Raw genomic sequence first — 25,325 nt, forward strand, 5'->3', positions numbered from 1 at the left:
AGGATGATGGTGCGTTATCCCGGCCGGAATGGCGGCCGTCCAGGGCAGCGGCCCCCTCCCGTCGGGCAGGCGCGAAAGAGAGGCGCTGCGGAGTGGGCCGGCGCTATCCGCAACGGTTTTCCACAGACTGTGGACAATGAGCCCGGGAGGCATCGTGGACTTCAACGAGCACACCGCCACGGAGGCCGTCCAGAACAGCTTCGGCGATACTCCCGACGCGCGCCTCCGGGAGTTGCTGAACACGCTCACCCGCCACTTGCACGCGTTCGTCCGCGAGGCGAGACCGTCCGTCCGCGAGTGGGAACAGGCGATCGCGTTTCTCACCGCCGTGGGGCAGTCCTGCACGGACACGCGCCAGGAGTTCGTCCTGCTGTCGGACGTCCTGGGCGTCTCAATGCTCGTGGAAACCCTCAACGAACGGGAAGGCGGGACGGCGAGCACCGTCCTGGGCCCCTTTCACATGGTCGAGTCGCCATCGCGCGCCCTCGGCGACAGCATCGACATGGTCGGCGAAGCCGAACCCTGCGTGGTGTCCGGACGCGTGCTCAACGCCGAAGGAGCGCCGCTGCCGAACGCGGAGGTCGACGTGTGGCAGTGCAACGAAAGGGGGTTCTACGACGTCCAGGAACCCGGCGCGCAGCCATCCGGCAACGGCCGCGGACTCTTCCGGACCGACGCCGAGGGACGGTTCCGTTTCCGCACCGTCCTGCCCAGCCATTACCCGATCCCCACGGACGGCCCGGCCGGACGCCTCCTGAACGCCACCGGACGGCACCCCTACCGTCCCGCGCACATTCACTTCATCGTCCAGGCGGACGGGTACGCGCCACTCACCACCCACATCTTCGTAGCGGGCAGCCCCTATCTGGACTCGGACGCCGTCTTCGCGGTCAAGCAAAGCCTCATCGTCGACTTCGCCGAGTCGGACGACGAGGACGCCGCCGCGCGCAATGGCGTGCACGCCCCCTTCCACCACGCCGAGTTCGACCTCGTCCTGACCGGGGAACAGGCTTAGCCTGTGCGGATGCCCGATACCCCGCCGTCCAGCCGCCCCGGCGGAACCGGAGCACAGGCGTAAATCACAGCCCGACCCCACTTATCCACAGCCTGTGGAGAAAGACTCCGGCCTGTCCTCTCGATCACCCGGCTTGCCGTCCCGCGAGAATGGCGCCCGCTCTCAGTCTGGACGAGTGCGGGACGGCCGCGCTGCCCCCAGGCGATACGGTCCGTGCGTGCGAGCCGATCACGGTCCCCGTAGATGCCTCGCCGACTCTCAACTCAAGGCGATCACCATGTCGTTTGCCGAGTTGGAGAAGGCGATCACGACGACCTCGCCGATCTGAATGATTGTGTCCGCCTCACACCGCAGCGCGGGTTCATTCAGACTAGGTGACGGCGCTCAACGACATCTACGGCTCCATCCGTCGCAGGCGACCGGTCCCTCCGCGCTCTCCGTGTCTGCCGTCATCCACATGACCGACGTCTGCCTGTGGATTGGCGGCCCGCCGCATATCGCGCCTCGCCTGAGGCGGTCGATCGCAACCGGAGACGAGGCAGCCGGACGCGAAAGAACGCCTTCCACGTGTCCTCGTCCCACTGAGCCTGGAGCACGGGAACCGACTGATCACTCCGGCGCCCGCACCGCACGCTCCGGGCGGCCTGGCGCGGGGCCACGCAGCGGCATCAGCCCCTGGCGACGTGGCCGGGGCACCGCTCGGCAGCTCTAGAAGCTAGAACCATCGCCGTCACGGCTACAGTCAAAAAGACCCCCGTCGATACCCGGCGGGGGTCTTTGAAGTGGTGGGCCTAGGTGGACTTGAACCACCGGCCTCATCCCAGGTCCGGTTCACCAAGACCGGTGTCCCCCGCTACCGCGCGATGTACGACGATGCGCGCGGAAGGCGCCAGACGGCCGGAACGTTCACCACCGAGAAGGAGGCCATCGCCGCGTGGCACGCCGCCGAGGCGGAGATCGCCAAGGGCGGGCTGGGCGACCGGCGCCGCGGGCGCCAGACCTTCCAGACGTACGTCGAGAAGAAGTGGCTCCCCCACCAGGTCCTTGAGGCGACCACCCGGCAGGACTACACCTACAAGATCAACAAGCACCTCATGGGCTTCTTCGGCCCCATGCGCATGTGCGACATCCTCCCCGAACACGTCCGCGAGTGGATCACCGAGATGCAGCGCAAGGGGGCATCCGCGGCCACGATCCAGAAGTGCAAGCGCGGGATCCTCAACTCGATCTTCACCACGGCCCTCAATGACCAGGTGATCAGTCAGCATCCGAGCCGCGGGGTGCGCATCCCGCCGGTACCCAAGAAGCCGAAGAAGGTCATCACGGCCAAGCAATTCGACGGCCTCTACCGAGCGCTGCCCGACGCCGACAGCCGCCTGCTCGTCGAGACGATCATCGAGAGCGGGCTGCGGTGGGGCGAAACGGCCGAACTCCGTGTGAAGGACCTGGACTTCGCCACGCGCCTCCTCACCATCAGCAGGACGGTCGTCGAACTCAACCCGAAGTTCCATCCGGCCCAGGGCCGCTTCCTCGTCAAGCCCTATCCGAAGGGCAAGGAGTACCGCCGCTTCAAACTCAGCCCCCAGATCGTCCGCAAGCTCAAGGCACACGTTGGGGACCGAGGCCTCGGGGAGGACGACCTCTTCTTCACGTACCTGCCCGTTGATCAACCCAAGCCCAGGAAGCTACGGCCCGTTCCGGTGCCCGGTGCCCACGGCAAGACGGCCCCCAACGAACAGGGGAAGAGCTACGACCACGGTTCGCTTACCGCCTACACCACTGGACAGTGCCGCTGCGAGTACTGCAAGGAGGCGTACCGCCTCTACCGCGCCCGGCGTCGGACCACAGGCAAGGACAGCCCGCGCTCGCCGCGCGCACGGCAGTCCGACGGCCACATCCCTGCCGACTGGTTCCGCAAGCAGATCTGGAACCCGGCCTGCAAGACCGCCGGGCTGGACCATGTCACCCCGCACCACCTGCGCCACGCCCACGCTTCCTGGCTCCTGGCCGGCGGCGCAGACCTTCAGGTCGTCAAGGAGCGCCTGGGCCATGCCTCGATAGCCACGACCGAGCAGTACCTCCACACCCTCCCCAACGCCGATGAGACCGCGCTCGCCGCCCTCGACAAGATCCGCGGACTCCAGGTCACCGAAGCCCCAGAATCCTCAGAGCTGGACACTCTCAAGGCCGAGAACGAGCGTCTTCGAGCCGCGATCGCCGACGTGGCTGTGGCTCTCCGCCCCGACTCCCGCCCCCACCTGAGCACGGCCTGACGGCCGGTCCACCGCATCGGGGTCGTATCCGCCCCAAAAAAAATGCGGCCCCTGACCGGGGCCGCCCTGTCGGCCGTAACCGACTTCGTCTGCCAGCCAGCATAGTTACTACTTCCGGCACGCGCCACCTCCATCGAGGTCTAACGTTGTGTCACGTGCCGGATACGATCGCATACGTCGACGGGTTCAACCTGTACCACGGGTTGAAGTCCAAGTACGGCCGTGCCTACCTGTGGCTCGACATCGTCGAGTTGGTGCAACGGATGCGGCGTGATGACACGGTGCGAGCCGTGAAGTACTTCACCGCCATCGTCAAAGGCGAGCCGGACGCCGCGCGTCGCCAGGAGACGTATCTGGCCGCGCTGACGGCGCACCGGCCACAGGTGCAGGTGATCCGAGGCCACTTCAAGGTGAAGAACATGCGGATCAGCTGCCGGGCATGCGGCGCGCAGTGGCAGTGCCGGTGCCAGCCGCCTCAGCAGCGTTACCGCACCTACGAGGAGAAGCTGACCGACGTCGCACTGGCCACCGAGATGGTCCGGGACGCCGCCCTGGGGAACGGCGACCTGTCGTTGCTGATCTCAACGGACACCGACTTCCTACCCGCGATCCAGGCCTCGCTGGAGTTGGCACCCACTCGCCCGATACTGGTCGCCTGTCCTCCTGGAAGAGGCAGCCCCAGCCGGTTCGACGGCATGGTGACCTCCTTCCCGATCAGGGAGGAGCATCTGAAGGCCTCGCTGCTGCCCGACTCCGTCCCGGACAACGGGCTGGTTCGCCAACGTCCCGACAAGTGGGCGTAACCGCCCTTACGGGACACACGACCATCTGAGTTCGGTGTCAAGGCAGGTGCCGACGGATCTCTTCGGCAAGGTCATCGAGATGCCGCACGGTACGCGCCGCCGAATCCAGGTACCGGCGCACCTCAGGCGGCGGTTCGCCCGAGTGCACGGCGGCGACCGCCTGATTGAGGTTCACGCCGATACACCTGGCCTGCCCAGCCGCATGCATCACCGTCTTCAGTGCCTCCCTCAGCAGGCCGTATTGCGGCTGGACGCTCCCACGCGCGGCCGTAAGGACCGCCTGTGCCGCATACGCGCGGAGCGCGAGCGCTCTTCCGCCGCAGCCGAAGCCACCAGCACGTGCTCTTCGTCCGACAGGGAGAACCTCACCGATCGTTCTCGCCGTGAAGCCCGATGTGCTCGCCGGTTCACCCTCGGTGCGCTCGGCGGCCTCGCTTCACCATGTCCGGCTACTGCTGCCACCCCCGGATCGCGCTCGATCCTCGTCCACCACCTGGACCGCGCCCGGTCCAGGTCGCCTTATGTGCACGATTTCCATTTCTTGCTCCGCGCCAGCAGAGGCCACCACACCGGCAGGCTCTGAGAGTCCGGGACGGGCCTCCGAGCCTCGGCTTGAAGCCGCCTGGTGGGAAGGCCTCGCACGCATCACGACGGGGGGACAGGCCAACACACGGGGGGACACGAACTGTCGGCTGGTGTGTCCTGATGGTGGGAGGTCCCAGTGCCATCGGAGTGCCAAAAGATCTTGAGGCCGGGTCCGCTGGACGCGGAACCGGCCTCTGAGCTGGGAGTACTAGGTGGGCCTAGGTGGACTTGAACCACCGGCCTCATCCTTATCAGGGATGCGCTCTAACCGACTGAGCTATAGGCCCGGAGTGTGCCGCCGCCCCTGGCGGCGCAACGAGAGGTTACCCCATCTGGGCGGGCAACCGGAAATCGATTGGCGGGCGGCGGCCGGGCGGGGCTACTCGGCCTCCTTGAGGGTGACCTCGACGCCGCCCACCAGGTCGGCGGCGAGGTTGTAGATGACGGAGCCGACCGTGGAGAGGGCGGTGATGAGCATGACGTTCAGGGCGCCCAGGAGGACGGTGTAGCCGAAGACGCGGACGAAGGAGAACCAGCTGCCCGCGTCGACGCTGCCGGTGGTCTCGCCCTGTTCCCTGGTGAGGCTGTTGACGGTGTCGCTGATGGCGTCGAACACGCCGAGGCCGGACAGGATCACGTACAGGAAGACCACGGCGACGAGCAGGACGACGAAGCAGACCAGCGACATGACGAAGCTGAACTTCATCACCGACCACGGTTCGAGCCGGGAGAGCTGGAGCTGGGCCTTGCGGGCGGGCTTGCCGTTCGCGGGCTTGGCCGAGTTCGCCGGCGCCACGGAGGTGGAGGGGCGGTCCTTGAGGACGGTGCCGGCGAAGCCGCGGCGGGAGCCGCCCGCCGGACCCGCCGCCGGCGCGGCGGGGCCGGCAGGGCCGGACGAGTTCCCGGACGAGTTGCCCGACGACGGGTTCGCCCGTTTGAACGGCTTCGCGGCGGGCTCCGTACGTCCTGCCGAGACCGAACCGGACGGCTCGGCGGGTTTGGCCCAGCCCGCCGAGCCGGGGGAGGACGACGACGACGCGGAGGCGGTGGACGGCGACGAGGAAGGGGGCGTGTCCTCGGCGGTGTCCTTGACCGGGGCGATCTCGGGGGTGTCGGCGTCCTTCGCCGGATTGTCCTCGATCTTCGCGAGGTCGATCCGGGTCGCGTCGGCGCCCGACGGGGCATCCCCGGAGCCGGAGCCGGAGCCGGCGGCCGCCTTGCCCGGGTCGATGTCGACGGTCGTCTCGTCCCGGCCGGACTTGGCGGACGCGGCGGCCACCGTCCTGCCCGGCTTCGCCGCGGACTTCGACGGCTCCGGCTTGGCAGGTTCGGACTTGGCCGACCCGGGCTTGGCGCCGGGCTTCCGGCCGGCGCCGCCCGTCCCCGGGGCGGCCGCGCCGGGCGGCCCGCCCTTGTTCTTGCCGGGCTCGGTGCTCACGTGTCCTCCTGGCCTAGCGGCTCGGTGACGATGCAGGATACGTCACTCACCGTCGCCCCCCTCGCCGTCGTCTGAGTCCTCCATGGACTCTACGTTCCTCGCGATCGCCACCACGCTGTCGCCGTCCGCGAGGTTCATCAGGCGGACGCCCATGGTCTGCCTGCCGGACTGCTTGATCTCCGCGGCGGTGGTACGGATCACGCCGCCGTTGGACGTCATCGCGAACACCTCGTCGTCGGGGCCGACCATCAGTGCCCCTACCAACATCCCGCGAGATTCCACGATCTTAGCGGTGAGGACGCCCTTACCCCCACGACCTTGGAGCGGGTACTGGTCCACCGGGGTGCGCTTGGCGTAGCCGCCCCGGGTGGCCACCAGGACGTCGTCCACGCCGTTGTGGACGACGAGCACGTTGAGGACCTCTTGGTCCTCCTCGAAGCGCATGCCGATGACTCCGGACGTGGCGCGTCCCATCGGGCGCAGCGACTCGTCGTCGGCGCGGAACCGGATCGCCTGGGCGCCGGTGGAGACCATCAGCAGGTTGTCGTCGGACGACACCAGCCGCGCGGCGATCAGCTCGTCGCCGTCGATCAGGTTGATGGCGATGATGCCGCCGGTGCGGGGCGAGTCGAAGTCGCGCAGCGCGGTCTTCTTGACGCGGCCCTTCTTCGTGCCGAGCACCAGGTAGGGGGCGACGTCGTAGTCGCGGAGGTCCAGGACCTGGGCGATGCGCTCGTCCGGCTGGAAGGCCAGCAGGTTCGCGACGTGCTGGCCCCGCGAGTCGCGGCCGGAGTCGGGCAGCTCGTACGCCTTGGCCCGGTAGACGCGGCCCTTGTTGGTGAAGAACAGGATCCAGTTGTGGGTCGAGGTGACGAAGAACTGGTCGACGATGTCGTCCTGCTTGAGCTGCGCGCCGCGGACGCCCTTGCCGCCGCGCCGCTGCGCCCGGTACAGGTCGGTCTTGGTGCGCTTGGCGTAGCCGCCTCGAGTGATGGTGACGACGACGTCCTCTTCGGCGATGAGGTCCTCGTAGGACACGTCGCCGTCGAACGGGATGATCTCGGTGCGCCGCTCGTCGCCGAACTTCTCGACGATGGGGGCGAGCTCGTCGCCGACGATCTGCCGCTGCCGCTCGGGCGAGGACAGGATGTCGTTGTAGTCGGCGATCTCCGTCATGAGCTTGTCGTACTCGTCGGTGATCGCCTGGCGCTCCAGGGCGGCGAGCTTGCGCAGCTGCATGTCGAGGATGGCCTGCGCCTGGATCTCGTCGATCTCCAGCAGGCCCATCAGGCCCTGCTGCGCCTCCGACGCGGACGGCGAACGCCGGATCAGCGCGATGACCTCGTCGATCCGGTCGAGGGCCTTCAGCAGGGCGCGCAGGATGTGGGCGCGCTCCTCGGCCTTGCGGAGCAGGAACCGGGTGCGGCGGACGATGACGTCGATCTGGTGCGCGACCCAGTGCCGGACGAACTGGTCGATCCGCAGGGTGCGCGGCACGCCGTCCACCAGCGCGAGCATGTTCGCGCCGAACGTCTCCTGCAGCTGGGTGTGCTTGTACAGGTTGTTCAGGACGACCTTGGCGACGGCGTCCCGCTTGAGGACGATGACGAGGCGCTGCCCCGTCCGGCCGGACGTCTCGTCGCGGACGTCGGCGATCCCGTCGAGCTTGCCGTCCTTGACCCCGTCGGCGATCTTGAGGGCGAGGTTGTCGGGGTTGACCTGGTACGGGAGCTCGGTGACGACGAGGCAGGTGCGGCCCTGGATCTCCTCGACCTCGACGACGGCCCGCATGGTGATGGAGCCGCGGCCGGTGCGGTAGGCCTCCTCGATGCCCTTGCGGCCGACGATGAGGCCGGCGGTCGGGAAGTCGGGGCCCTTGACCCGCTCGATCAGGGCCTCGAGGAGCTCCTCGTCGGACGTGCCGTAGTTGTCCAGGTACCAGCGGACGCCTTCGGCGACCTCGCGCAGGTTGTGCGGCGGGATGTTCGTCGCCATCCCGACCGCGATGCCGGCGGACCCGTTGACGAGCAGGTTCGGGTACCGGGACGGCAGGACGTCCGGCTCCTGCGAGCGGCCGTCGTAGTTGGGGGAGAAGTCGACGGTCTCCTTGTCGATGTCGCGCAGCAGCTCCATCGCCAGGGGCGCCATGCGGCACTCGGTGTACCGCATGGCCGCGGCGGGGTCGTTGCCGCGCGAGCCGAAGTTGCCGTTGCCGTCGACCAGGGGGTACCGCATCGACCAGGGCTGCGCGAGCCGGACGAGCGCGTCGTAGATGGCGGAGTCGCCGTGCGGGTGGTAGTTGCCCATGACGTCGCCGACGACGCGGGCGCACTTGAAGTAGCCGCGGTCGGGCCGGTAGCCGCCGTCGTACATCGCGTACAGGACGCGGCGGTGGACTGGTTTGAGGCCGTCGCGTACCTCGGGCAGCGCGCGGGCGACGATGACCGACATCGCGTAGTCGAGATAGCTCTTCTGCATCTCGACCTGGATGTCGACCGGTTCGATCCGTTCGCCGGGGTGGCCGCCCTCTGTGGTCACGTCCGTCACTCTCAAAACCTCTTCTGCTCGGTGGGAAGCTCAGCGGGAAGGAAGCGCGCCTGCCTGCGCGGGCCGGACCTGCACGGGCCGGGTCTGCACCTGCGGGAGCCGTGGGAGCGGGTCGCCGGGAGCCCGGCGCGGGCGCGCATCTCAGATGTCGAGGAAGCGGACGTCCTTGGCGTTGCGCTGGATGAACTCCCGGCGCGGTTCGACCTCCTCGCCCATGAGCACGCTGAACAGCTCGTCCGCCTGGGCGGCGTCGTCCAGCTGGACCTGGAGCAGGACCCGGTTGTCGGGGTCCATGGTGGTGTCCCACAGCTCGTTGGCGTTCATCTCGCCGAGGCCCTTGAAGCGCTGGATCTGGTCGCGGGGACGGGGGTCGCGCTTGCCGGCGGCCATCCCGGCCTCGATGACCGCGTCGCGTTCGGCGTCGGAGAAGGCGTAGTCGGCCTCGTTGCCCCGCGAGTCCCACTTGATCTTGTAGAGCGGGGGCTGCGACAGGTACACGTGGCCGGCCTCGATCAGCGGCTTCATGAACCGGAACAGCAGCGTCATCAGCAGCGTGTTGATGTGGTGGCCGTCGACGTCGGCGTCCGACATCAAGATGATCTTGTGATAGCGGAGCTTGGAGATGTCGAACTCGTCGTGCACCCCGGTGCCCAGCGCCGTGATGATCGCCTGCACCTCGTTGTTCTTCAGGATCCGGTCGATCCTGGCCTTCTCCACGTTCAGGATCTTGCCGCGGATCGGGAGGATCGCCTGGAAGTGGGGGTTGCGGCCGCCCTTGGCCGAACCGCCCGCCGAGTCGCCCTCGACGATGTACAGCTCGGACTTCGCCGGGTCGGTGGACTGGCAGTCCGACAGCTTGCCGGGCAGCGACGTCGACTCCAGCAGGCTCTTGCGGCGGGTCAGGTCGCGCGCCTGCCGCGCCGCGACGCGCGCGCGCGCCGCCTGCGACGCCTTGTTGATGATCTCCTTGGCCTCGCCCGGGTTCTCCTCGAACCAGTCGCGCAGGTGCTCGTTGCACGCCTTCTGCACGAACGACTTGGCCTCGGTGTTGCCGAGCTTGGTCTTGGTCTGGCCCTCGAACTGCGGGTCGGCCAGCTTGATGGAGATGATCGCGGTGAGGCCCTCGCGGACGTCCTCGCCGGTGAGGTTGTCGTCCTTGTCGCGCAGCAGGCCCTTGTCGCGGGCGTACCGGTTGACGATCGTGGTGAGCGCCGCCCGGAAGCCCTCCTCGTGGGTGCCGCCCTCTGCCGTGTTGATGGTGTTCGCGAAGGTGTGCACGGACTCGGCGTAGGACGAGTTCCACTGCATCGCGATCTCCAACGACATGCCCTGCGTGTCGTCGTCGAAGTAGACCACCGACTCGTGGACGGCGTCCTTGCGCGCGTTGATGTAGCGGACGAAGTCCTCGATGCCGCCCTCGTAGTGGTACCGGACGACATGCGGCTCGCCGTTGGAGTGGTCGGGGCGCTCGTCCCGCAGCGTGATGGACAGGCCGCGGTTGAGGAACGCCATCTCCTGCATGCGGCGGGAGAGGGTCTCGAAGTTCCACTCGGTGGTCTCGAAGATGTCGGGGTCCGGCCAGAACCTGATGAGGGTTCCGGTGGCGTCGGTCTCCTCCCCCTTCTGGAGCGCGCCCTCGGGCCCGTGCCACGTGTACGACTGGCGCCACGCGTGGCCGTTGCGCCGGACCTCGGCCTCCAGCCGGGTGGACAGCGCGTTGACCACGGACGAGCCGACACCGTGCAGACCGCCGGAGACGGCATAGGACTTGCCGTCGAACTTGCCGCCCGCGTGCAGCGTGGTGAACACCAACTCGATGGCCGGACGTTTCTCCACCGGGTGCTCGCCGACGGGGATGCCGCGGCCGTTGTCGTCCACGCTGACACCGCCGTCGGCCAGCAACGTCACCGTGATGGCGTCGGCATAGCCGGCGAGGGCCTCGTCGACCCCGTTGTCCACGATCTCGTAGACGAGGTGGTGCAGACCGCGCTCACCGGTCGAGCCGATGTACATGCCCGGTCGCTTGCGAACCGCCTCAAGCCCTTCAAGGACAGTGATCGAACTAGCGTCGTACTCCAAAGGAGATCCTCCTGCCGGGGATGTCCGCCGCTCCGCGCCCGAGGGAGGCGCGGTGTGCCCCGTAACACACATGGGGGCACCCGGTTGTGCTCTGTTCGTGTTGGTCAGAGCCCCGGGCACCCATGGCGGCGCAGCATCCTGAACCCGTATGCATTCTACCGGCTGGGACGACAAAAAGTGGCACTCCCGAGCGCTGTGTGCGCGTGTGGCGGGCGAGTGGGCCCGGAGCTACATCCCCCTATAGGACCCGGGGGGTTCTCTGGCCTACGTGGCGCTGGCCGCTGAACTGGCCTCGCCGCACCCCGAACAGATGTTCCCACCCGCGCGGAGCCGGTTCAGCGGACCCGCCAGGCGCCGGTCCGGCGCGGGCCGGACGACGGGCCCACGACCTTCACCCGGCGGACGGTGCCGTGCCCGAGCTCCTCGTTCAGCCGCCGGACCAGGGTGGACGACAGCAGGCGCAGCTGCGTCGCCCACGTCGTCGAGTCGGCGGCGACGGTCAGCACGCCGTCCTCGAACTGCTCCGGCCGGGTGTGCTCGGCCAGCTCGGCGCCGACGATGCCCGGCCAGTTCCCGAACACGCCGCCGACGGCCGCCCGCTGCTCCCACCCGCGGGACGCCAGCAGATCGCGGATCGCCGAGCCGAACAGCTTGGGGTCGCCGCCGCGCCCGGGATCCCTCACCCGGACGACACGCCCGTGGCCCTTGCGCCTGCCGCTCTGGCCGGGGAGCGTGCCCCGCTTCAGGGCGTCCGCCTTCGCCTGGGCGAGGGCCTCGCGGGCGAGCTCGATCCCCGACTTGGCCGGAGGGGTTCCGCCCGCCTCGCCGGGGGGCCGGTCCACGGCTCCGTTCTCAGGGGAGCGGCCGTCCACATCCTGTGGATCGTCGGTCACGCGGTCACCCCTTCCGTCCGTCCCGGGGACGCGCCCCGCGCCTGCCGCCGGTCAGTCCCGGAGGACCTTGCCGTCGGAGACGGTATACGAGCCCCCCGTCAGTTCGGCGGGCACGTCCGCGGGAACGGCCGCCGTGATCAGGACCTGCTCGGCCGGCGCGACCATGCCGGCCAGCCGGCTGCGGCGCCCCGTGTCCAGCTCGGCGAACACGTCGTCCAGGATGAGGACGGGGTCGTCGCCGTCCGCGCGCAGCAGCTCGAAGGCGCCGAGCCGCAGGCCCAGCGCGAACGACCACGACTCGCCGTGGCTCGCGTAGCCGCGCGCCGGAAGCTCCCCCAGGCGCAGGACGAGCTCGTCCCTGTGCGGGCCGACGAGACTCACCCCCCGCTCCAGCTCCTGCTTGCGCGACTCGCCCACGGCCGCGAGGAGCTGCTCGGCGAGTTGTCCACGGTCTGTGGACAACTCCGCGTCCCCCAGCGAGCTCTTGTAGACGAGGTCGGCTGCGCCGCTGTGCGGGGCGAGGGCCGCATAGGCGCGCACGACGAGCGGACGCAGTGCCTCGACCAGGCTCAGCCGCGCCGCCAGCAGTTCCGCGCCGGTGCGCGCGAGATGCGAATCCCACACGTCGAGCGTCGCGAGGACCTCCGGGCCAGGGGAGCGCCTGTGCGCGGCCGCCGATTTCAACAGCGCGTTGCGCTGCTTGAGGACGCGGTCATAGTCGGAGCGCACACCGGCGAAGCGCGGAGCGCGCGCGGTGAGCAGCTCGTCCATGAACCGGCGCCGCTCCCCCGGGTCGCCCTTCACGAGCGCGAGGTCCTCCGGGGCGAACAACACCGTCCGCAGCACCCCCAGGATCTCCCGCGGCCTGGGGACGGGGGACCGGTTGAGCCGCGCCCGGTTCGCCTTGCCCGGGTTGATCTCAAGCTCGATCAGCGCCTTGCGGTCGTCCTTCACCACCCCGGCCCGGACGATCGCACGCGGCGCCCCATGCCGGACGAGCGGCGCGTCCGTCGCGGCCCTGTGGCTGCTGTGCGAAGCGACGTATCCGATGGCCTCGACCAGGTTCGTCTTGCCCTGCCCGTTCGGCCCCACGAACGCCGTGACCCCGGCCTCCAGCGCGACCTCGGCGGCCGGGTACGACCGGAAGTCCTGCAGCGAGAGGTGGGCGACGTGCACGAGACACGAGCGTAGAGCCTCGCCGGGGCCGGTCAGACCTTGGGAGGGGAGACGTCGGCGCCGGGGGAGTCGCCGTCGCCGGCGGCCTCGACGGCGTGGCCGCCGAACTGCTCGCGGAGGGCGGCGACCACGCGCATCGCGGGGGAGTCGTCCTGGCGGGAGGCGAACCGGGCGAACAGGGAGGCGCTGATGGCGGGCAGCGGGACGGCGTGCTCGACCGCGGCCTGCACCGTCCAGCGGCCCTCGCCCGAGTCGTTGGCGTAGCCGCGCAGGTCGTCCAGCTCCGGGTCGCCGGCGAGCGCGCGGTTCAGCAGGTCCAGCAGCCAGGAGCGGATGACCGTCCCCTCCTGCCAGCTGAGGAACGTCTCCGGCACCTTGGTGACCAGGGGGCTGGCCTCGATCAGCTCGTAGCCCTCGCCGAAGGCCTGCATCATCGCGTACTCGATGCCGTTGTGGACCATCTTCACGTAGTGGCCCGCGCCGACCGCGCCGGAGTGGACGAACCCGAACTCCCCCGCCGGCTTCAGCGTCTCGAAGATCGGCATCAGCCGCTTCACATGCTCGTCGTCGCCGCCGACCATGAGCGCGTAGCCGTTCTCCAGGCCCCACACGCCGCCGCTCACCCCGCAGTCGACGAACCCGATGCCCTTGGCGGCCAGCTCCTCGCCGTGCTTCTGGTCGTCCACATAGTGGGAATTGCCGCCGTCGATGACGAGGTCGCCGGGCCGCAGGACCTCGCCCAGGCTGTGGACGGTGTCGGCCGTGGGCCGCCCGGCGGGCACCATCACCCACACCGCGCGCGGCGGGGACAGCCGCTCGACCAGCTCCTCGACCGACCCGACGTCGCTCACCTGCGGATCGCGGTCATAGCCGACGACGGTGTGGCCGCCGCGGCGCAGCCGCTCGGCCATGTTGCCGCCCATCTTGCCCAGGCCGATGATCCCAAGCTCCATGAAGCTCACTCTCCCCTGTGCGTGACTGCCTGCATTACCGACCCTGCCTTACGTCCGGGCGTACTCCCCGCGGGGCCCCGGGGCATGCCCCAGGGCCCGGACCTCATCCGGACAGCCGGACGGGCATGATCAGGTAACGGTAGTTCGGGTTCTCCCCGTCCTGCGGCGGCTTCCCGGTGAGGACGGCCGGCTTCGTCGGCGTCGTGAACGACAGCCGCGCCACGTCCGAGCCGATCGCTGAGAGGCCGTCGAGGAGGAACGCGGGGTTGAACGCGATGTCGATGTCCTCGCCCTCCAGGGTCGCCTCCAGCGCCTCCACGGCCTGGGCCTCGTCCCCGGTGCCCGCCTCCAGGACGACCTCGCCCTGGCTGAACGACAGCCGGACGGGCGTGTTCCGCTCCGCGACCAGCGAGACGCGCTTGACGGCCTCGATGAACGGCGCGGTCTGGATCTCGGCGAGGCCCGCGTACTCGCTCGGCAGCAGCGACCGGTACTTGACGAAGTCGCCGTCCAGCAGCCGGGACGTGGTGCGGCGGCCGCCGCCCGCGAAACCGATCATGCCCTCGCCGGCGCCGCCCGTCCCGGCGAGCGCGATCGAGACCTCCGCGCCGGCCGTCAGCGACTTGGCGGTGTCGGCGAGCGTCCGCGCCGGGACCAGCGCCACGGCGGAGAAGTCCGGCCGCTCGGGCTTCCAGTGCAGCTCGCGGACGGCCAGCCGGTACCGGTCGGTGGACGCCAGCGTGACCGTCTCGCCCTCGATCTCCACCCGGACGCCGGTCAGCATCGGGATCGTGTCGTCCTTGCCCGCGGCGATCGCGACCTGGGAGACGGCGGCGGCGAACTCGTCGCTGCCCACCGAGCCCGCGGCCGGCGGCATCTCCGGCAGCGTGGGGTAGTCCTCCACAGGCATGGTGAGGAGTGTGAACTTCGCGCTGCCGCAGCGGAGCATCACCTTCGCGCCGTCCGTCGTCACCTCCACAGGGTGGGGAGGAAGGCTGCGCGAGATCTCGGCGAGGAGACGCCCGGAAACCAGGGCCGTCCCCGCCTCCTCAACATCGATCTCCGTGGACACCTGGGCGGAGACCTCGTAGTCGAACGCGGACAGCTTCAGCCGGTCGTCGTTGCCCTCGCCCCCTGCGACGAGGTGCATGCCCGCTAGGACGGGCACCGGGGGCCGGACGGGCAGCGTGCGCGCGGTCCAGGCGACGGCGTCGGCGAGGGCATCTCTGTCGATGCGGAACTTCAACGGGACCAGCCTCCTGCGGGTGTCGGACAAGGGTGCGGTGATCTCGGCCGGACCTGGGAGCTCGCGGCAGGTTGTCCCCAGGCCCTGACTTGAGGTGAATCTTTTCTTGGATAGAGAAGTGGTGCAGTACTAGTAATAGGGGCGGTGGATAGTGTGGACAGACGCTGTTTTTGCAGGTCAGACCGCGTTTCTCTGTCCACGGGGGCTGTGCATGGACGGTGGACGGCGCGGGCGCGCCTGGGGACGGCGAAACTGTCCCCACACGTCATCCTCAAGTCATCCCCCGGTTTTCCACGAGTTCTCCACGGGTATGCCATCGGGTTCGGCGGCCTGTGTACAGAGGGCGAGTGATCGCGAGGTCCGCCCACAGGCTCGTCCCCAGGCCGTCCCCAGCTCGTCCACCGCTCGTCCACGGGTTTTCCCCAAGGCGGCGGCGCCGGTCCACATCCGTCCACCCTTCATCCTCAGCTTTTCCCGTGGTTGCCCACCGGGTTATCCACGAAAATCCCCAGGGTTTTCCACAACCTGTGAGTAGCGGCTCCGGTTCTCTGGGGAACCGCGCACTTTGTCGGTTCTTTACCGGCGGCGCGGTGTGGACGACGCGGCGGCGACTCGTCCACAGGCGTGACGCGGGTCTGTCCACAGTGTGTACGAAGCGCGCCGTCAGCGCTTGCGGGCCTGGTGCTTGATACGCCCGGTCAGCTCGGTGACCTGGTTGTATATCGCACGGCGCTCGGCCATCAGCGAGCGGATCTTGCGTTCGGCGTGCATGACCGTGGTGTGGTCGCGTCCCCCGAACTGCTGCCCGATCTTGGGGAGGGACAGCTCGGTCAGCTCCCGGCACAGGTACATCGCGATCTGCCGGGCGGTGACGAGCATCCGGGAGCGGGACGGCCCGCACAGGTCCTCGATCGTGGTGCCGAAGTACTCGACGGTCTGCGCCATGATCATCGCAGCGGTGATCTCGGGGCCGGAGTCGTTCGGGATCAGGTCCTTGAGGACGATCTCGGCGAGCTTCATGTCCACCGACTGCCGGTTCAGGCTCGCGAACGCCGTCACCCTGATCAGCGCGCCCTCCAGCTCGCGGATGTTCGTCGCGATCTGCGAGGCGATGAACTCCAGCACGTCCGGCGGCGCGGCCAGGCCCTCCTGGCGGGCCTTCTTCTGCAGGATCGCGATCCGCGTCTCCAGCTCGGGCGGCTGGACGTCGGTCGTCAGGCCCCACTCGAACCGGTTGCGAAGCCGGTCCTCCAGCGTCACGAGCTCCTTCGGCGGGCGGTCGCTGGAGATCACGATCTGCTTGCTGGCGTTGTGCAGGGTGTTGAACGTGTGGAAGAACTCCTCCTGCGTCTGCTCCTTGCCCTCAAGGAACTGGATGTCGTCGACGAGGAGGATGTCGACATCCCGGTACCGGCGGCGGAACCCGTCCGCCTTTCCGTCGCGGATGGAGTTGATGAAGTCGTTCGTGAACTCCTCGGAGCTCACGTAGCGCACACGCGCCCCGTTGAAGAGGCTCTGCGCGTAATGCCCGATCGCGTGGAGGAGGTGCGTCTTGCCGAGACCGGAGTCGCCGTAGATGAACAGCGGGTTGTACGCCTTGGCCGGCTGCTCGGCGACGGCGACGGCCGCGGCGTGCGCGAACCTGTTCGACGAGCCGATGACGAACGTCTCGAACGTGTACTTGGGGTTCAGCCGGGCGTGCTCGGACGCACCCGCTCCCGCGCCCTGCGCCGGGGCGGGAGCCCTGGGATCGGCGCGGGAGTCGGTGCCCTCGTCGTCGCGGAAGGGGCTCTCGCCCCGGTAGGGCTCCTCGCCGCGGTACTGCTGGTCGCCACCGGGGAACGGCTGCTCGCCGCCCTGGTAGTCGTCCGTGTGCCCGAGCGGTGGCTCGTTCCCGCCGTGCTGGGGCTTGGGGCCCTGCTGTTCTGAACGGCGTTGTTCCGGACGGTGTTGTTCCGGACGGCGCTGCTCTGAGCGACCCCGCAGCGGGCCGAGCGTGCGGTCATTGAGATGAGAGTGCGGCGGCCGCCCTGGGGGCTCGCCACCGAACCCCTCCTGCTCGCCGTAGCCGGGAAAGGCGCGTCCCTCGTACGGACCCCGTCCCCCCGGGCCCGTCCCATAGGAAGGTGGACGCGGGGCGGGGGGATAAGTGCCGCGCTCGTCATCCGCAGCCTGTGGATAACCTCCGGGCGGACCGGGGTTGTGGGCAACTCCCGACTGCGGCCGGAACCCCTGCTCGTTGTAAGGCGCGTCACCGTAGGGCTGGTCGCTGTACGGCTGCTCCGGATAGGTCCGTTCGGACCTATCCCCATAGGACGAGTCACCGTAGGACTGGTCCTTGTTGTAAGGGCGGTCCCGGTCGCGGTCGTCGTGCGGCCGCTCGCCGTAAGGCTCGCCATAAGAAGAAGGAGGCTCGTGCATGCCGAGCCCAGCGCCGGGCCCGGCGACGGGTGCGGAAAGGGGCTCCCCCGACCGGGAGGCCGGACCGGGGGCAGGCCCGCCGGCGGACCCCGGCGGCTCGGGCTGGACGGTCACCGCGACGCGGATCTCCCTGCCCAGCTCATGGGAGAGGGCCTGCGTGATGAGGTTCCGGAGGCGGGTCTCCAGCGCGTCCTTCGCGAACTCGTTCGGCGCGGCCAGCAGGGCCGTCCCCTCGACGAGCGCCAGCGGGCGGACCATCGGCAGCCACGCGCGATAGCTCGGAGACAGATCGCTCTCGGCCAGTGCGGTGAGGGTGCGGGCCCAGACCGATCCGAGATCCTGACCGTCCATGCGCGAGGTCCCCCCTCCACCGACTCCGCCGTACGGAGTACCTGACTGCCCGGCTCTCCCACGGGATACGGCGCGCCTCGCAGAGCACGGCCGTGACGCGGAAGACTTACTCTCTCACGAGTTGTCCACAGAGTTGTCCACAAGCTGTGCATAGGCGTGCGGCACCTGTGCAAAACCCGGGAGACGGGTCTCTGGAAACGAGGTCGGGGAGACTCCGGCCATGTCGTGGCCGGTGCGGGGTGTTTCTCGAACGGGGGACTTGAGGGGCAGAACGCCGACATCAGATCGTCGACTCGTCGAAGGAGCGTCGGCTCGCCCAGACGACCTTAATCGCTGCCGTCCCCACCCGCAACATGAACAGCCCCTGTCCACAGGACGCGCACAACGCGCCCCTCCGGGCCCGGCGAAGCGGCCGGGAGCCGCCGCCCGGAGGCGGGCTCCGTTTGACCGGGCGGCCGGAGAGCCCGTAACGTGCTGAGGTCGAGTCGCATCGACGGAGATGCCGCGTGCCCTCCGGCAGCCTCTCCAGGCGAGTCCGGGTGGGCCCCCGCTGCGGGGGACCGGACGCGGCCCCCGGTGCGAGTCATCGAGCCCCAAGACCCGTAGCCGAACGACCGCAGCACTGGAGCCTCAAGTGAGCAAGCGTACTTTCCAGCCGAACAACCGTCGTCGCCACAAGAAGCACGGCTTCCGGCTGCGCATGCGCACCCGCGCCGGCCGCGCGATCCTGTCCGGCCGCCGCGGCAAGGGCCGCGCCCGCGTCGCGGTCTGAGCCACCCGGCACTGTGCTGCCGTCCGGCAACCGGATGCGGCGGCGGGACGACTTCACGCTGGCCGTCCGGCGCGGTCGCCGCGCCGGGCGGCCGAGCGTCGTAGTCCACCTGCTCCGCCCGGACGAGGCGCCGGCGGCGGACGCACCGCCGCTGGTCGGGTTCATCGTGGCGCGCACCGTCGGCAACGCCGTCGTCCGCAACACGGCGCGGCGCCGGCTCCGCCACCTGATGCGTCCGCACCTCGCCCGGCTTCCAGCGGGTAGCCTGCTCGTAGTGCGCGCCAACCCCCGCGCGGGAGCGGCGCGTCCAGACGAACTGGCCGCGGATCTGGAGTCGGCACTCGACCGGCTGCTGCGGCCCGCGTCCAAGGGGCGAAGATGAGGAGTCGGCAGGGGACCGCGTCCCCCGCGCAGCACGAGGCGGGCCGTCCCGGCCCCGTCGCGTACGTGCTGATCCTTCTCGTCCGCGCCTACCGCCGCTTCTTGAGTCCCCTGCTCGGGCAGCAGTGCCGTTTCCACCCCACGTGCAGCGCGTACGGCCTGGAGGCGCTCCAGGTCCACGGAGCACTGCGCGGCACGTGGCTGACGGCCCGCCGGATCGCGCGGTGCCACCCCTTCAACCCCGGGGGTTACGACCCGGTGCCGCCGAAGAAGACGTCCGGCGAGCCCCCTTCCGGGGAATCCGTGGAGTCCGGGGACGCGTTCTCTCAGGGACCGTCCGTCTTCTCCGGGGACTCCGAGGGGACGACCCCTCAGCAGCGATCCGCGGCGGCCTCCTCGAACTCCGGCCGCGAGGAGAGCGGCCACGCCCTAGCAGAGCCCAAGGAGCGGCCCGGTGCTTGACTGGTTGTACGAGATCGTCTCTCAGCTCATCGTGTGGATTCACACGGGGCTCAGTACGGTCGTCCCCAAGGACAGCGGATGGGCGTGGGGCGGCTCGATCATCCTGCTCACCGTCCTGCTGCGGCTCATACTCGTCCCGCTCTTCGTGAAGCAGATCCACGCCTCGCGGAAGATGCAGGAGCTGAACCCCAAGGTCCAGGCGCTGCGCAAGAAGTACAAGAACGACAAGCAGCGCCTCAACCAGGAGGTCATGAAGCTCTACCAGGAGAACGGCGCCAACCCCCTGTCGGGCTGCCTGCCGCTCCTGGTGCAGATGCCGATCTTCATCGGGCTGTTCCAGACGCTGAAGCGGATCTCGGACGCCAAGCCCGGCGAGAGCGTCTTCGCCGTCTCGTCCGACCTGGTCGCGAGCGCGCAGAACGCCAACATCTTCGGGGCGCACATCCCCGACACGTTCCTGAACGCGTGGGGCGCCGACCCGAAGAGCTGGACGGCGATCATCGTCACCGGCATCGCCGTGGTGATCAGCTCCGTCACGACGTTCTTCACCGTCCGGGCCAGCATGAAGCGCCAGCCGGTCACCGACGACGCCAACCCGATGATGCAGGCGCAGAAGATGATGGTCTTCTTCGCGCCGCTGTTCGGCCTGTTCGGCCTCGGCTTCCCGCTGGGCGTCCTCATGTACTGGGTCACGTCCAACAGCTGGACGCTGGCGCAGCAGCACTACATCTACAAGAAGTACCCGCCGCCCGCCGCGACCGGCGACGCCGCGGCGACGACCACCGCCAAGACGGGCGGCACGAAGACGGGCGGCGCCAAGGCCGGTGCCAAGACCGGCGCCAAGCCGGCGACGTCGAAGAACGGCCAGTCCCCGTCCGGCGTGAAGGCCAAGGCCAGGCTGAAGAAGGAGCCGGAACCGGCCCCCGAGCCCGAGGACAAGCCGAAGGTCGCGCGCAACCAGCCGACCCGCAAGCCGCGCAGCAAGCGCAGCGGCACCCAGAAGCGCTAGTTTGAACCCCGAACACGCGCCGGAGAAGGAGACCCCGTTGAGCCAGACCGACACCACTGAGGTCGACGTCCAGGCGCTCGAACAGGAAGGCGAGATCGCCGCCGACTACATCGAGGGCCTGCTTGACATCGGTGACTACGACGGCGACATCGACATGGACGTCGAGGGCGAGCGCGCCCTCGTCGCCGTCGTCGGCGCCTCCCTCGACGAGCTGGTCGGCAAGCGCGGCGAGGTCCTGGAGGCGCTGCAGGAGCTGACCCGGCTGGCCGTCCACCGCCAGACGGGCAACCGCACCCGCCTCATGCTCGACGTCGGCGGCTACCGCGAGCGCCGCCGCGCCGAGCTCACCAAGCTCGGCACGGACGTCGCGGACGAGGTCAAGCAGGCGGGCGAGGCCAAGCCGCTCGCCCCGATGACCCCGTTCGAGCGCAAGATCGTCCACGACGCGATCGCCGCCGCCGGACTGCGCAGCGAATCCGAGGGCGAGGAGCCCGACCGCTACGTCGTCGTCTACCCCGCCTGACCTCCGTCCGCCGGCCGCCCGATCTCGGCGGCTCGCCCGGACGCCCGAACGGCCCCGATGCATCCGCACCGGGGCCGTTCGCATGCCCGCCATCCCCCGGCGTCCGGACGCCGGGCACGGGTGGGGCCCCGCGCCCGGCCGGCGCGAGGCCCCTCTTTGCTCGGTGTGCACCGCCGCCCGAAGCACACCGAGCGGGTACCCGTGTCCGTGCTACCGCGGTGCCGGTGTCACCGGCGTGCGGTGCGCCGCCACCTGCGGCGCTGCGGCGGGATGCGGTCCCCGGCGTCCACGACCGACGTGGTGTTCTCCTCCGCCGGGTCCTGCGCGTGCGCGGGATCCTGGGCGTAGGCCGGGTCCTGGGCGATGTGGCCGTGCGGCACGCCCTCGTCCGCCGGATGTTCGATCACCCGTTCGACTCGCTCGGCCGGACGGCCCAGCGGGGCGGGATCCTCGATGATGTGCTCCTCGCGGACGATGGTGCCGGGCTCGTCCCCGTAGGCGGGGTCGGCGCCGACGACCCGGCCCGCGCGGCGCCGCGGCCGCGTGTACTTGAGGGTGAAGGTCATGCTGGCGGCCCCCACCAGGATCAGGATCCAGCCGACCATGTGGATGTCGACGCCGCTGAGATCGACACGCAGGGCGAACGCGAGGATCGCGCCCACGGCGATGAATGCGAGACTGACTCCGATTCCCATTTGTCGGAGCTCCTTCCGGGGGGACGGTCGGGCGACACCCGACCCTCTACCCGATGGGTCCCGATTATGCGGGGGGTCACGTGGTTCTTGCCATATCGCAAGGCTCGGGCAAACCGGCGTCCGGACGGCGGCATGGACGTCGCGCGTGTACGCGGGCACCCCGTTATGTGGAACGATTCGTCTGGTGGGGACTGGACGTGAGGTATTCGGTGACGCGCTGCCGGTCGCGGAGCGTTACGCGGCGTTCCTCGCGGACGCCGGGGTCGAACGCGGGCTCATCGGACCGCGCGAGGTCGACCGGCTGTGGGAACGCCACCTGATCAACTGCGCGGTGATGTCGGAGGCCGTCCCGGCGGACGCGCACGTCGTGGACATCGGCTCCGGCGCGGGCCTGCCCGGCGTCGTCCTCGCGATCGTCCGGCCGGACCTGCGGATCACGCTGCTGGAGCCGCTGATGCGCCGCACCGCGTTCCTGGACGAATGCGTCCAGATGCTCGGCCTGGAGAACGTCGAGGTGCGCCGGGCCAGAGCCGAGGAGGTGGTGCAGGACTTCTCGGTGGACGTGGCCACCGCGCGCGCCGTCGCACCCCTCGAACGCCTCGCGAAATGGGCCCTCCCTCTGCTGCGTCCAGGCGGGGAACTCCTCGCGCTCAAGGGCGAGCGGGCCCAGGCCGAACTGGACGAGGCGGAGCCCGTACTGAAACGGCTCGGGGCGCGCTCGGCGGAACTGCTGCAAGTGGGGCGCGGTATGGTCGACCCGCCGACAACACTCGTCCGTGTGGTCGCCGGCCGAGGAGAGGTTGTCGGGCGACGACAGCGCGCGCCCCGGCGTGCCAGAGGGTCGAGGAAGAGGTCTTCATGAGCACGGGACCAGGACTGGGCCGGCCTGACCGCGCCGACGAATCCCCCGACGAGCAGCCGTCCGGCTTGGGCGGATCCGGTGCGGACGAGGGCGCGCAGACGCCGGCCGCGGGTGGGGGGCAGGGGGCCTCCGGCCCGGGGACCACGCCGTCCGGGCACGCGATGTGGGGAAGTACGACGTCCGGTACCGCGGAGAACGTCGGATATGTTCCGACGCACGTCGGCGCACAGCCGCCGGCGCCGCGCCAGGGACCGAATCAGGGGGAGTCAGAACTCGTGCGCGAGGCGCTCAAGGACGCCAAGGTTTCACATGAAACAGCGGTCACCGCGCTGAAGGCCATGTCGGGCCGCCGGGAGCGCGAATGGCCGCGGCCGGACAGATGCCGGATCATCACCATCGCCAACCAGAAGGGCGGCGTGGGCAAGACCACCAGTTCGGTGAACATCGCCGCGTCCCTCGCCATGCACGGCGCGCAGGTGCTCGTGGTCGACCTCGACCCGCAGGGCAACGCGTCCACCGCCCTCGGCGTCGACCACCACGCGGAGGTCCCGTCGATCTACGACGTGCTGATCGAGGACATGGCGCTGGCCGACATCGTCGTCCCGGCGTCGGAGATCCCCAACCTGTTCTGCGCGCCCGCGACCCTCAACCTCGCGGGCGCCGAGATCGAACTCGTCTCCAAAGTGGCCCGTGAGTCGCGGCTTCGGCGGGCGCTGGACGCCTACGAGACCGAAAAGTTCGACTATGTGCTGATCGACTGCCCGCCGTCTCTCGGCCTGCTCACGGTGAACGCCCTCGTCGGCGGGGACGAACTGCTCATCCCGATCCAGTGCGAGTACTACGCGCTGGAGGGGCTCGGGCAGCTGATCCGCACCGTCGATCTCGTCAAGGCGCACCTCAACCAGAAACTGAAGGTGTCCACGATCTTGCTCACGATGTACGACGCCCGGACGCGCCTCGCCGCGCAGGTCGCCGACGACGTCCGGGCCCACTTCGGAGACGTCGTCCTCAACACGGTGATCCCCCGCAGCGTCCGGGTTTCGGAGGCCCCGAGCTACGGGCAGTCCGTCATGACGTACGACCCCGGTTCGAGTGGCGCGCTCGCCTACAGCGAAGCCGCCTCGGAGATGGCCCATGGAGGAGCTGTCCAGTGAGCCAGCAGCGACGCGGTCTGGGCAAGGGGCTCGGCGCCCTCATCCCCACCGCTCCGCCCCCGCCGACGCCCGGCGAGCCGGGCAGCGCGGGTGAGCCCGGATACCCGGGCGGCCCCACCGCGAACGGCGCCGCCCCCGGGCCTGCGCTCGAACCGGTCGCCGGCGCCCACTTCGCGGAACTGCCGGTCACCTCCATCACGGTCAACCCGCGCCAGCCGCGCGAGCATTTCGACGAGCAGGCGCTGCAGGAACTCGCCGAGTCGATCGGCATCGTCGGCCTGCTGCAGCCGATCGTCGTCCGCAAGTCCGCGTCGGACGGGCACGACTACGAACTGATCATGGGGGAGCGCCGGTGGCGGGCGTCCCAGATGGCCGGTCTGGACGTCATCCCGGCGATCGTCCGCGACACCGGCGACAACGACCTGCTCCGTGACGCGCTCATGGAGAACCTCCACCGCCAGCAGCTCAACCCGCTGGAGGAGGCCGCCGCGTACCAGCAGCTCCTGGAGGACTTCGGCACCACCCACGAGCAGCTCGCCGGACGCATCGGCCGGTCGCGCCCGCACATCACCAACACACTCCGGCTGCTGAACCTGCCGCCCGCCGTCCAGCGCCGGGTGGCGGCCGGAGTGCTGTCCGCCGGACACGCCCGCGCCCTGCTCTCCCTCGACAGCATCGAGGCCCAGGAGCATCTGGCGCAGCGGATCGTCCAGGAGGGCCTGTCCGTCCGCGCCCTTGAGGAGATGATCGCGCTCCGCGAGGTCGACGAGCCGAAGGCGCCGCGCCAGGGCCGCCGGAAGCAGCCGGTCGCCCCCGGCCTGAGGGAGCTCGCCGACCGCCTCTCCGACCGCTACGAGACGAAGGTCCGCGTCGACATGGGCCGCAATAAGGGCAAGATCGTCGTAGAGTTCGCCACCCTCGAAGACCTCGACCGCATCATCAAGTCGATGGCCCCCGACGACGACGCCTGACACCCGCCCCACGCAGAGCGCCCCGACCTCATCCGGTTCGGGGCGCTTCTCGTTTACCGCCGACTCCCCCAGCGTTTCCCGTGAAACATCCAGACCACCCGCGCACCGTCGCCACCCCGGTTCCGGGAAGCGCGGGACGGACTCCGACACGCTCACGCCAACGTTGACTCATGCCGTTCGCCCCGGCGTCGGACGAGGTGCGCCTCGTCGAGCACCTCGCGTCCTGCGACGGGCTGCCCCTTGGATCCGTGGACGGCGGAACTCATCGTTCCGATCGTTGGCGGCGCCGACCGCGGTCATGCGCTCCCAATGGGTCTCCCTCGCGCTGGCCATCAGGGTGAGGTTTCCCGTGAAACATCGGGGGTCGACTGTTCGTGGTGGGGGCCGTCTCGTTGCCTGACTCTCGGCGTTCTGCTGTTGCGGGCGGCCTTCCGTTCACCACGTCGGCATGGTGAGTGTGGTCGTCGTCGCGCGTGAGCTGGTGCGGGCGCGCGCGGGAGCTTTCACGGGCTCGGCCGGGGGCGGTGATCGAGCGCGTCGGCCCGTCCGACCGAGGAGCTGAGCACTTCGCTGCGCCGGGTCGCGGGCTCGCGGCGGCTCATGCCGGGCACGACGGCCAAGGAGGCGCTCCTGGACGTCCTCGTCCACGCGCAGGACACCTTCGTGCCCGCTCGGCCCTGCCGTCAGACGTCGGGTAGTCGTCGTCGAACAGCTTC

General features: G+C 69.6%; 21 protein-coding genes and 1 tRNA gene. 11 read left to right on the forward strand and 11 right to left on the reverse strand.

Translation table 11 applies throughout. From position 1 onward, the window contains the following. Nucleotides 1-136 precede the first annotated feature (136 nt). From ACA511_RS02210 to ACA511_RS02220, 3 genes are all read left to right on the forward strand, one after another. Nucleotides 137-1,015, forward strand: a complete 879-nt coding sequence (locus ACA511_RS02210) for a dioxygenase (RefSeq protein ID WP_375022308.1) — start codon at nucleotides 137-139, stop codon at nucleotides 1,013-1,015. Nucleotides 1,016-1,878: 863 nt separating this feature from the next. Next, nucleotides 1,879-3,288 (forward strand): tyrosine-type recombinase/integrase, encoded by a 1,410-nt coding sequence (locus ACA511_RS02215; protein ID WP_375022309.1) that lies wholly within the window; start codon nucleotides 1,879-1,881, stop codon nucleotides 3,286-3,288. 155 nt (nucleotides 3,289-3,443) lie between these two features. Continuing rightward, nucleotides 3,444-4,091, forward strand: coding sequence for an NYN domain-containing protein (locus ACA511_RS02220; protein WP_375022310.1), 648 nt, complete (start codon nucleotides 3,444-3,446; stop codon nucleotides 4,089-4,091). Nucleotides 4,092-4,128: 37 nt separating this feature from the next. On the opposite strand, the gene ACA511_RS02225 is transcribed toward ACA511_RS02220, so the two are convergent. The 10 genes from ACA511_RS02225 to dnaA all read right to left on the reverse strand — a co-directional run bounded on the left by ACA511_RS02225 (nucleotide 4,129) and on the right by dnaA (nucleotide 17,732). Beyond that, the gene (locus tag ACA511_RS02225; protein WP_375022311.1) at nucleotides 4,129-4,266 is read right to left on the reverse strand and encodes a hypothetical protein; all 138 of its coding nucleotides are present in this window, start codon (nucleotides 4,264-4,266) and stop codon (nucleotides 4,129-4,131) included. 623 nt (nucleotides 4,267-4,889) lie between these two features. After that, nucleotides 4,890-4,963 (reverse strand) — tRNA-Ile (locus ACA511_RS02230). A 92-nt stretch (nucleotides 4,964-5,055) separates the two neighbouring features. Beyond that, entirely contained in the window at nucleotides 5,056-6,114 is a 1,059-nt protein-coding gene (locus tag ACA511_RS02235; RefSeq protein ID WP_375022312.1) for a DUF3566 domain-containing protein, read from the reverse strand. 42 nt (nucleotides 6,115-6,156) lie between these two features. Further along, nucleotides 6,157-8,661 carry a DNA gyrase subunit A gene (gene gyrA, locus ACA511_RS02240; RefSeq protein WP_375022314.1) on the reverse strand — a complete coding sequence of 835 codons (2,505 nt, stop codon included), beginning with the start codon at nucleotides 8,659-8,661 and terminating at the stop codon, nucleotides 6,157-6,159. Nucleotides 8,662-8,802: 141 nt separating this feature from the next. Then, nucleotides 8,803-10,740, reverse strand: a complete 1,938-nt coding sequence (gene gyrB, locus ACA511_RS02245; protein WP_375022315.1) for a DNA topoisomerase (ATP-hydrolyzing) subunit B — start codon at nucleotides 10,738-10,740, stop codon at nucleotides 8,803-8,805. A gap of 335 nt (nucleotides 10,741-11,075) precedes the next feature. Beyond that, complete coding sequence (locus ACA511_RS02250) at nucleotides 11,076-11,633, reverse strand: DUF721 domain-containing protein (protein WP_375022316.1); 558 nt, start codon at nucleotides 11,631-11,633, stop codon at nucleotides 11,076-11,078. A 51-nt stretch (nucleotides 11,634-11,684) separates the two neighbouring features. After that, nucleotides 11,685-12,809, reverse strand: a complete 1,125-nt coding sequence (recF, locus tag ACA511_RS02255) for a DNA replication/repair protein RecF (RefSeq protein WP_375022317.1) — start codon at nucleotides 12,807-12,809, stop codon at nucleotides 11,685-11,687. A 32-nt stretch (nucleotides 12,810-12,841) separates the two neighbouring features. Next, complete coding sequence (gene gnd / locus ACA511_RS02260; protein ID WP_375022318.1) at nucleotides 12,842-13,762, reverse strand: phosphogluconate dehydrogenase (NAD(+)-dependent, decarboxylating); 921 nt, start codon at nucleotides 13,760-13,762, stop codon at nucleotides 12,842-12,844. Nucleotides 13,763-13,865: 103 nt separating this feature from the next. Next, the gene (gene dnaN, locus ACA511_RS02265; RefSeq protein WP_375022319.1) at nucleotides 13,866-15,008 is read right to left on the reverse strand and encodes a DNA polymerase III subunit beta; all 1,143 of its coding nucleotides are present in this window, start codon (nucleotides 15,006-15,008) and stop codon (nucleotides 13,866-13,868) included. A gap of 663 nt (nucleotides 15,009-15,671) precedes the next feature. After that, nucleotides 15,672-17,732 (reverse strand): chromosomal replication initiator protein DnaA, encoded by a 2,061-nt coding sequence (dnaA, locus tag ACA511_RS02270; protein WP_375024670.1) that lies wholly within the window; start codon nucleotides 17,730-17,732, stop codon nucleotides 15,672-15,674. A gap of 682 nt (nucleotides 17,733-18,414) precedes the next feature. On the opposite strand from dnaA, the gene rpmH reads away from it, so the two are divergent. From rpmH to ACA511_RS02295, 5 genes are read left to right on the forward strand one after another with little or no spacing between them, the layout of a single operon-like run. Continuing rightward, nucleotides 18,415-18,552: a 50S ribosomal protein L34 gene (gene rpmH / locus ACA511_RS02275; protein ID WP_067628126.1), complete on the forward strand. Its 138-nt coding sequence runs from the start codon at nucleotides 18,415-18,417 to the stop codon at nucleotides 18,550-18,552. Between the two features lie 13 nt (nucleotides 18,553-18,565). Beyond that, entirely contained in the window at nucleotides 18,566-18,934 is a 369-nt protein-coding gene (gene rnpA, locus ACA511_RS02280) for a ribonuclease P protein component (protein ID WP_375022320.1), read from the forward strand. Continuing rightward, a complete protein-coding gene (gene yidD / locus ACA511_RS02285) occupies nucleotides 18,931-19,395 on the forward strand; it encodes a membrane protein insertion efficiency factor YidD (protein ID WP_375022321.1) in 465 nt (154 codons plus the stop codon). Before rnpA ends, yidD begins: the two co-directional genes overlap by 4 nt. After that, entirely contained in the window at nucleotides 19,388-20,404 is a 1,017-nt protein-coding gene (gene yidC, locus ACA511_RS02290; RefSeq protein ID WP_375022322.1) for a membrane protein insertase YidC, read from the forward strand. The genes yidD and yidC overlap by 8 nt, the downstream gene beginning before the upstream one ends. 37 nt (nucleotides 20,405-20,441) lie before the next feature. Continuing rightward, nucleotides 20,442-20,927, forward strand: coding sequence for a protein jag (locus ACA511_RS02295; RefSeq protein ID WP_375022323.1), 486 nt, complete (start codon nucleotides 20,442-20,444; stop codon nucleotides 20,925-20,927). Between the two features lie 227 nt (nucleotides 20,928-21,154). Here ACA511_RS02295 and ACA511_RS02300 read toward each other — a convergent pair whose 3' ends face one another. After that, a complete protein-coding gene (locus tag ACA511_RS02300) occupies nucleotides 21,155-21,622 on the reverse strand; it encodes a DUF6458 family protein (RefSeq protein WP_375022324.1) in 468 nt (155 codons plus the stop codon). A gap of 184 nt (nucleotides 21,623-21,806) precedes the next feature. Between ACA511_RS02300 and rsmG the strand changes: the two genes are divergently transcribed. The 3 genes from rsmG to ACA511_RS02315 all read left to right on the forward strand — a co-directional run bounded on the left by rsmG (nucleotide 21,807) and on the right by ACA511_RS02315 (nucleotide 24,609). Next, the gene (gene rsmG, locus ACA511_RS02305) at nucleotides 21,807-22,484 is read left to right on the forward strand and encodes a 16S rRNA (guanine(527)-N(7))-methyltransferase RsmG (RefSeq protein ID WP_375022325.1); all 678 of its coding nucleotides are present in this window, start codon (nucleotides 21,807-21,809) and stop codon (nucleotides 22,482-22,484) included. Between the two features lie 275 nt (nucleotides 22,485-22,759). Then, nucleotides 22,760-23,638 (forward strand): ParA family protein, encoded by an 879-nt coding sequence (locus ACA511_RS02310; RefSeq protein ID WP_375022326.1) that lies wholly within the window; start codon nucleotides 22,760-22,762, stop codon nucleotides 23,636-23,638. After that, nucleotides 23,635-24,609 (forward strand): ParB/RepB/Spo0J family partition protein, encoded by a 975-nt coding sequence (locus ACA511_RS02315; RefSeq protein ID WP_375022327.1) that lies wholly within the window; start codon nucleotides 23,635-23,637, stop codon nucleotides 24,607-24,609. The genes ACA511_RS02310 and ACA511_RS02315 overlap by 4 nt, the downstream gene beginning before the upstream one ends. The last annotated feature ends 716 nt before the right edge of the window (nucleotides 24,610-25,325 follow it).

Source organism: Actinomadura sp. GTD37 (genome assembly GCF_041951365.1).
GTDB lineage: Bacteria > Actinomycetota > Actinomycetes > Streptosporangiales > Streptosporangiaceae > Spirillospora.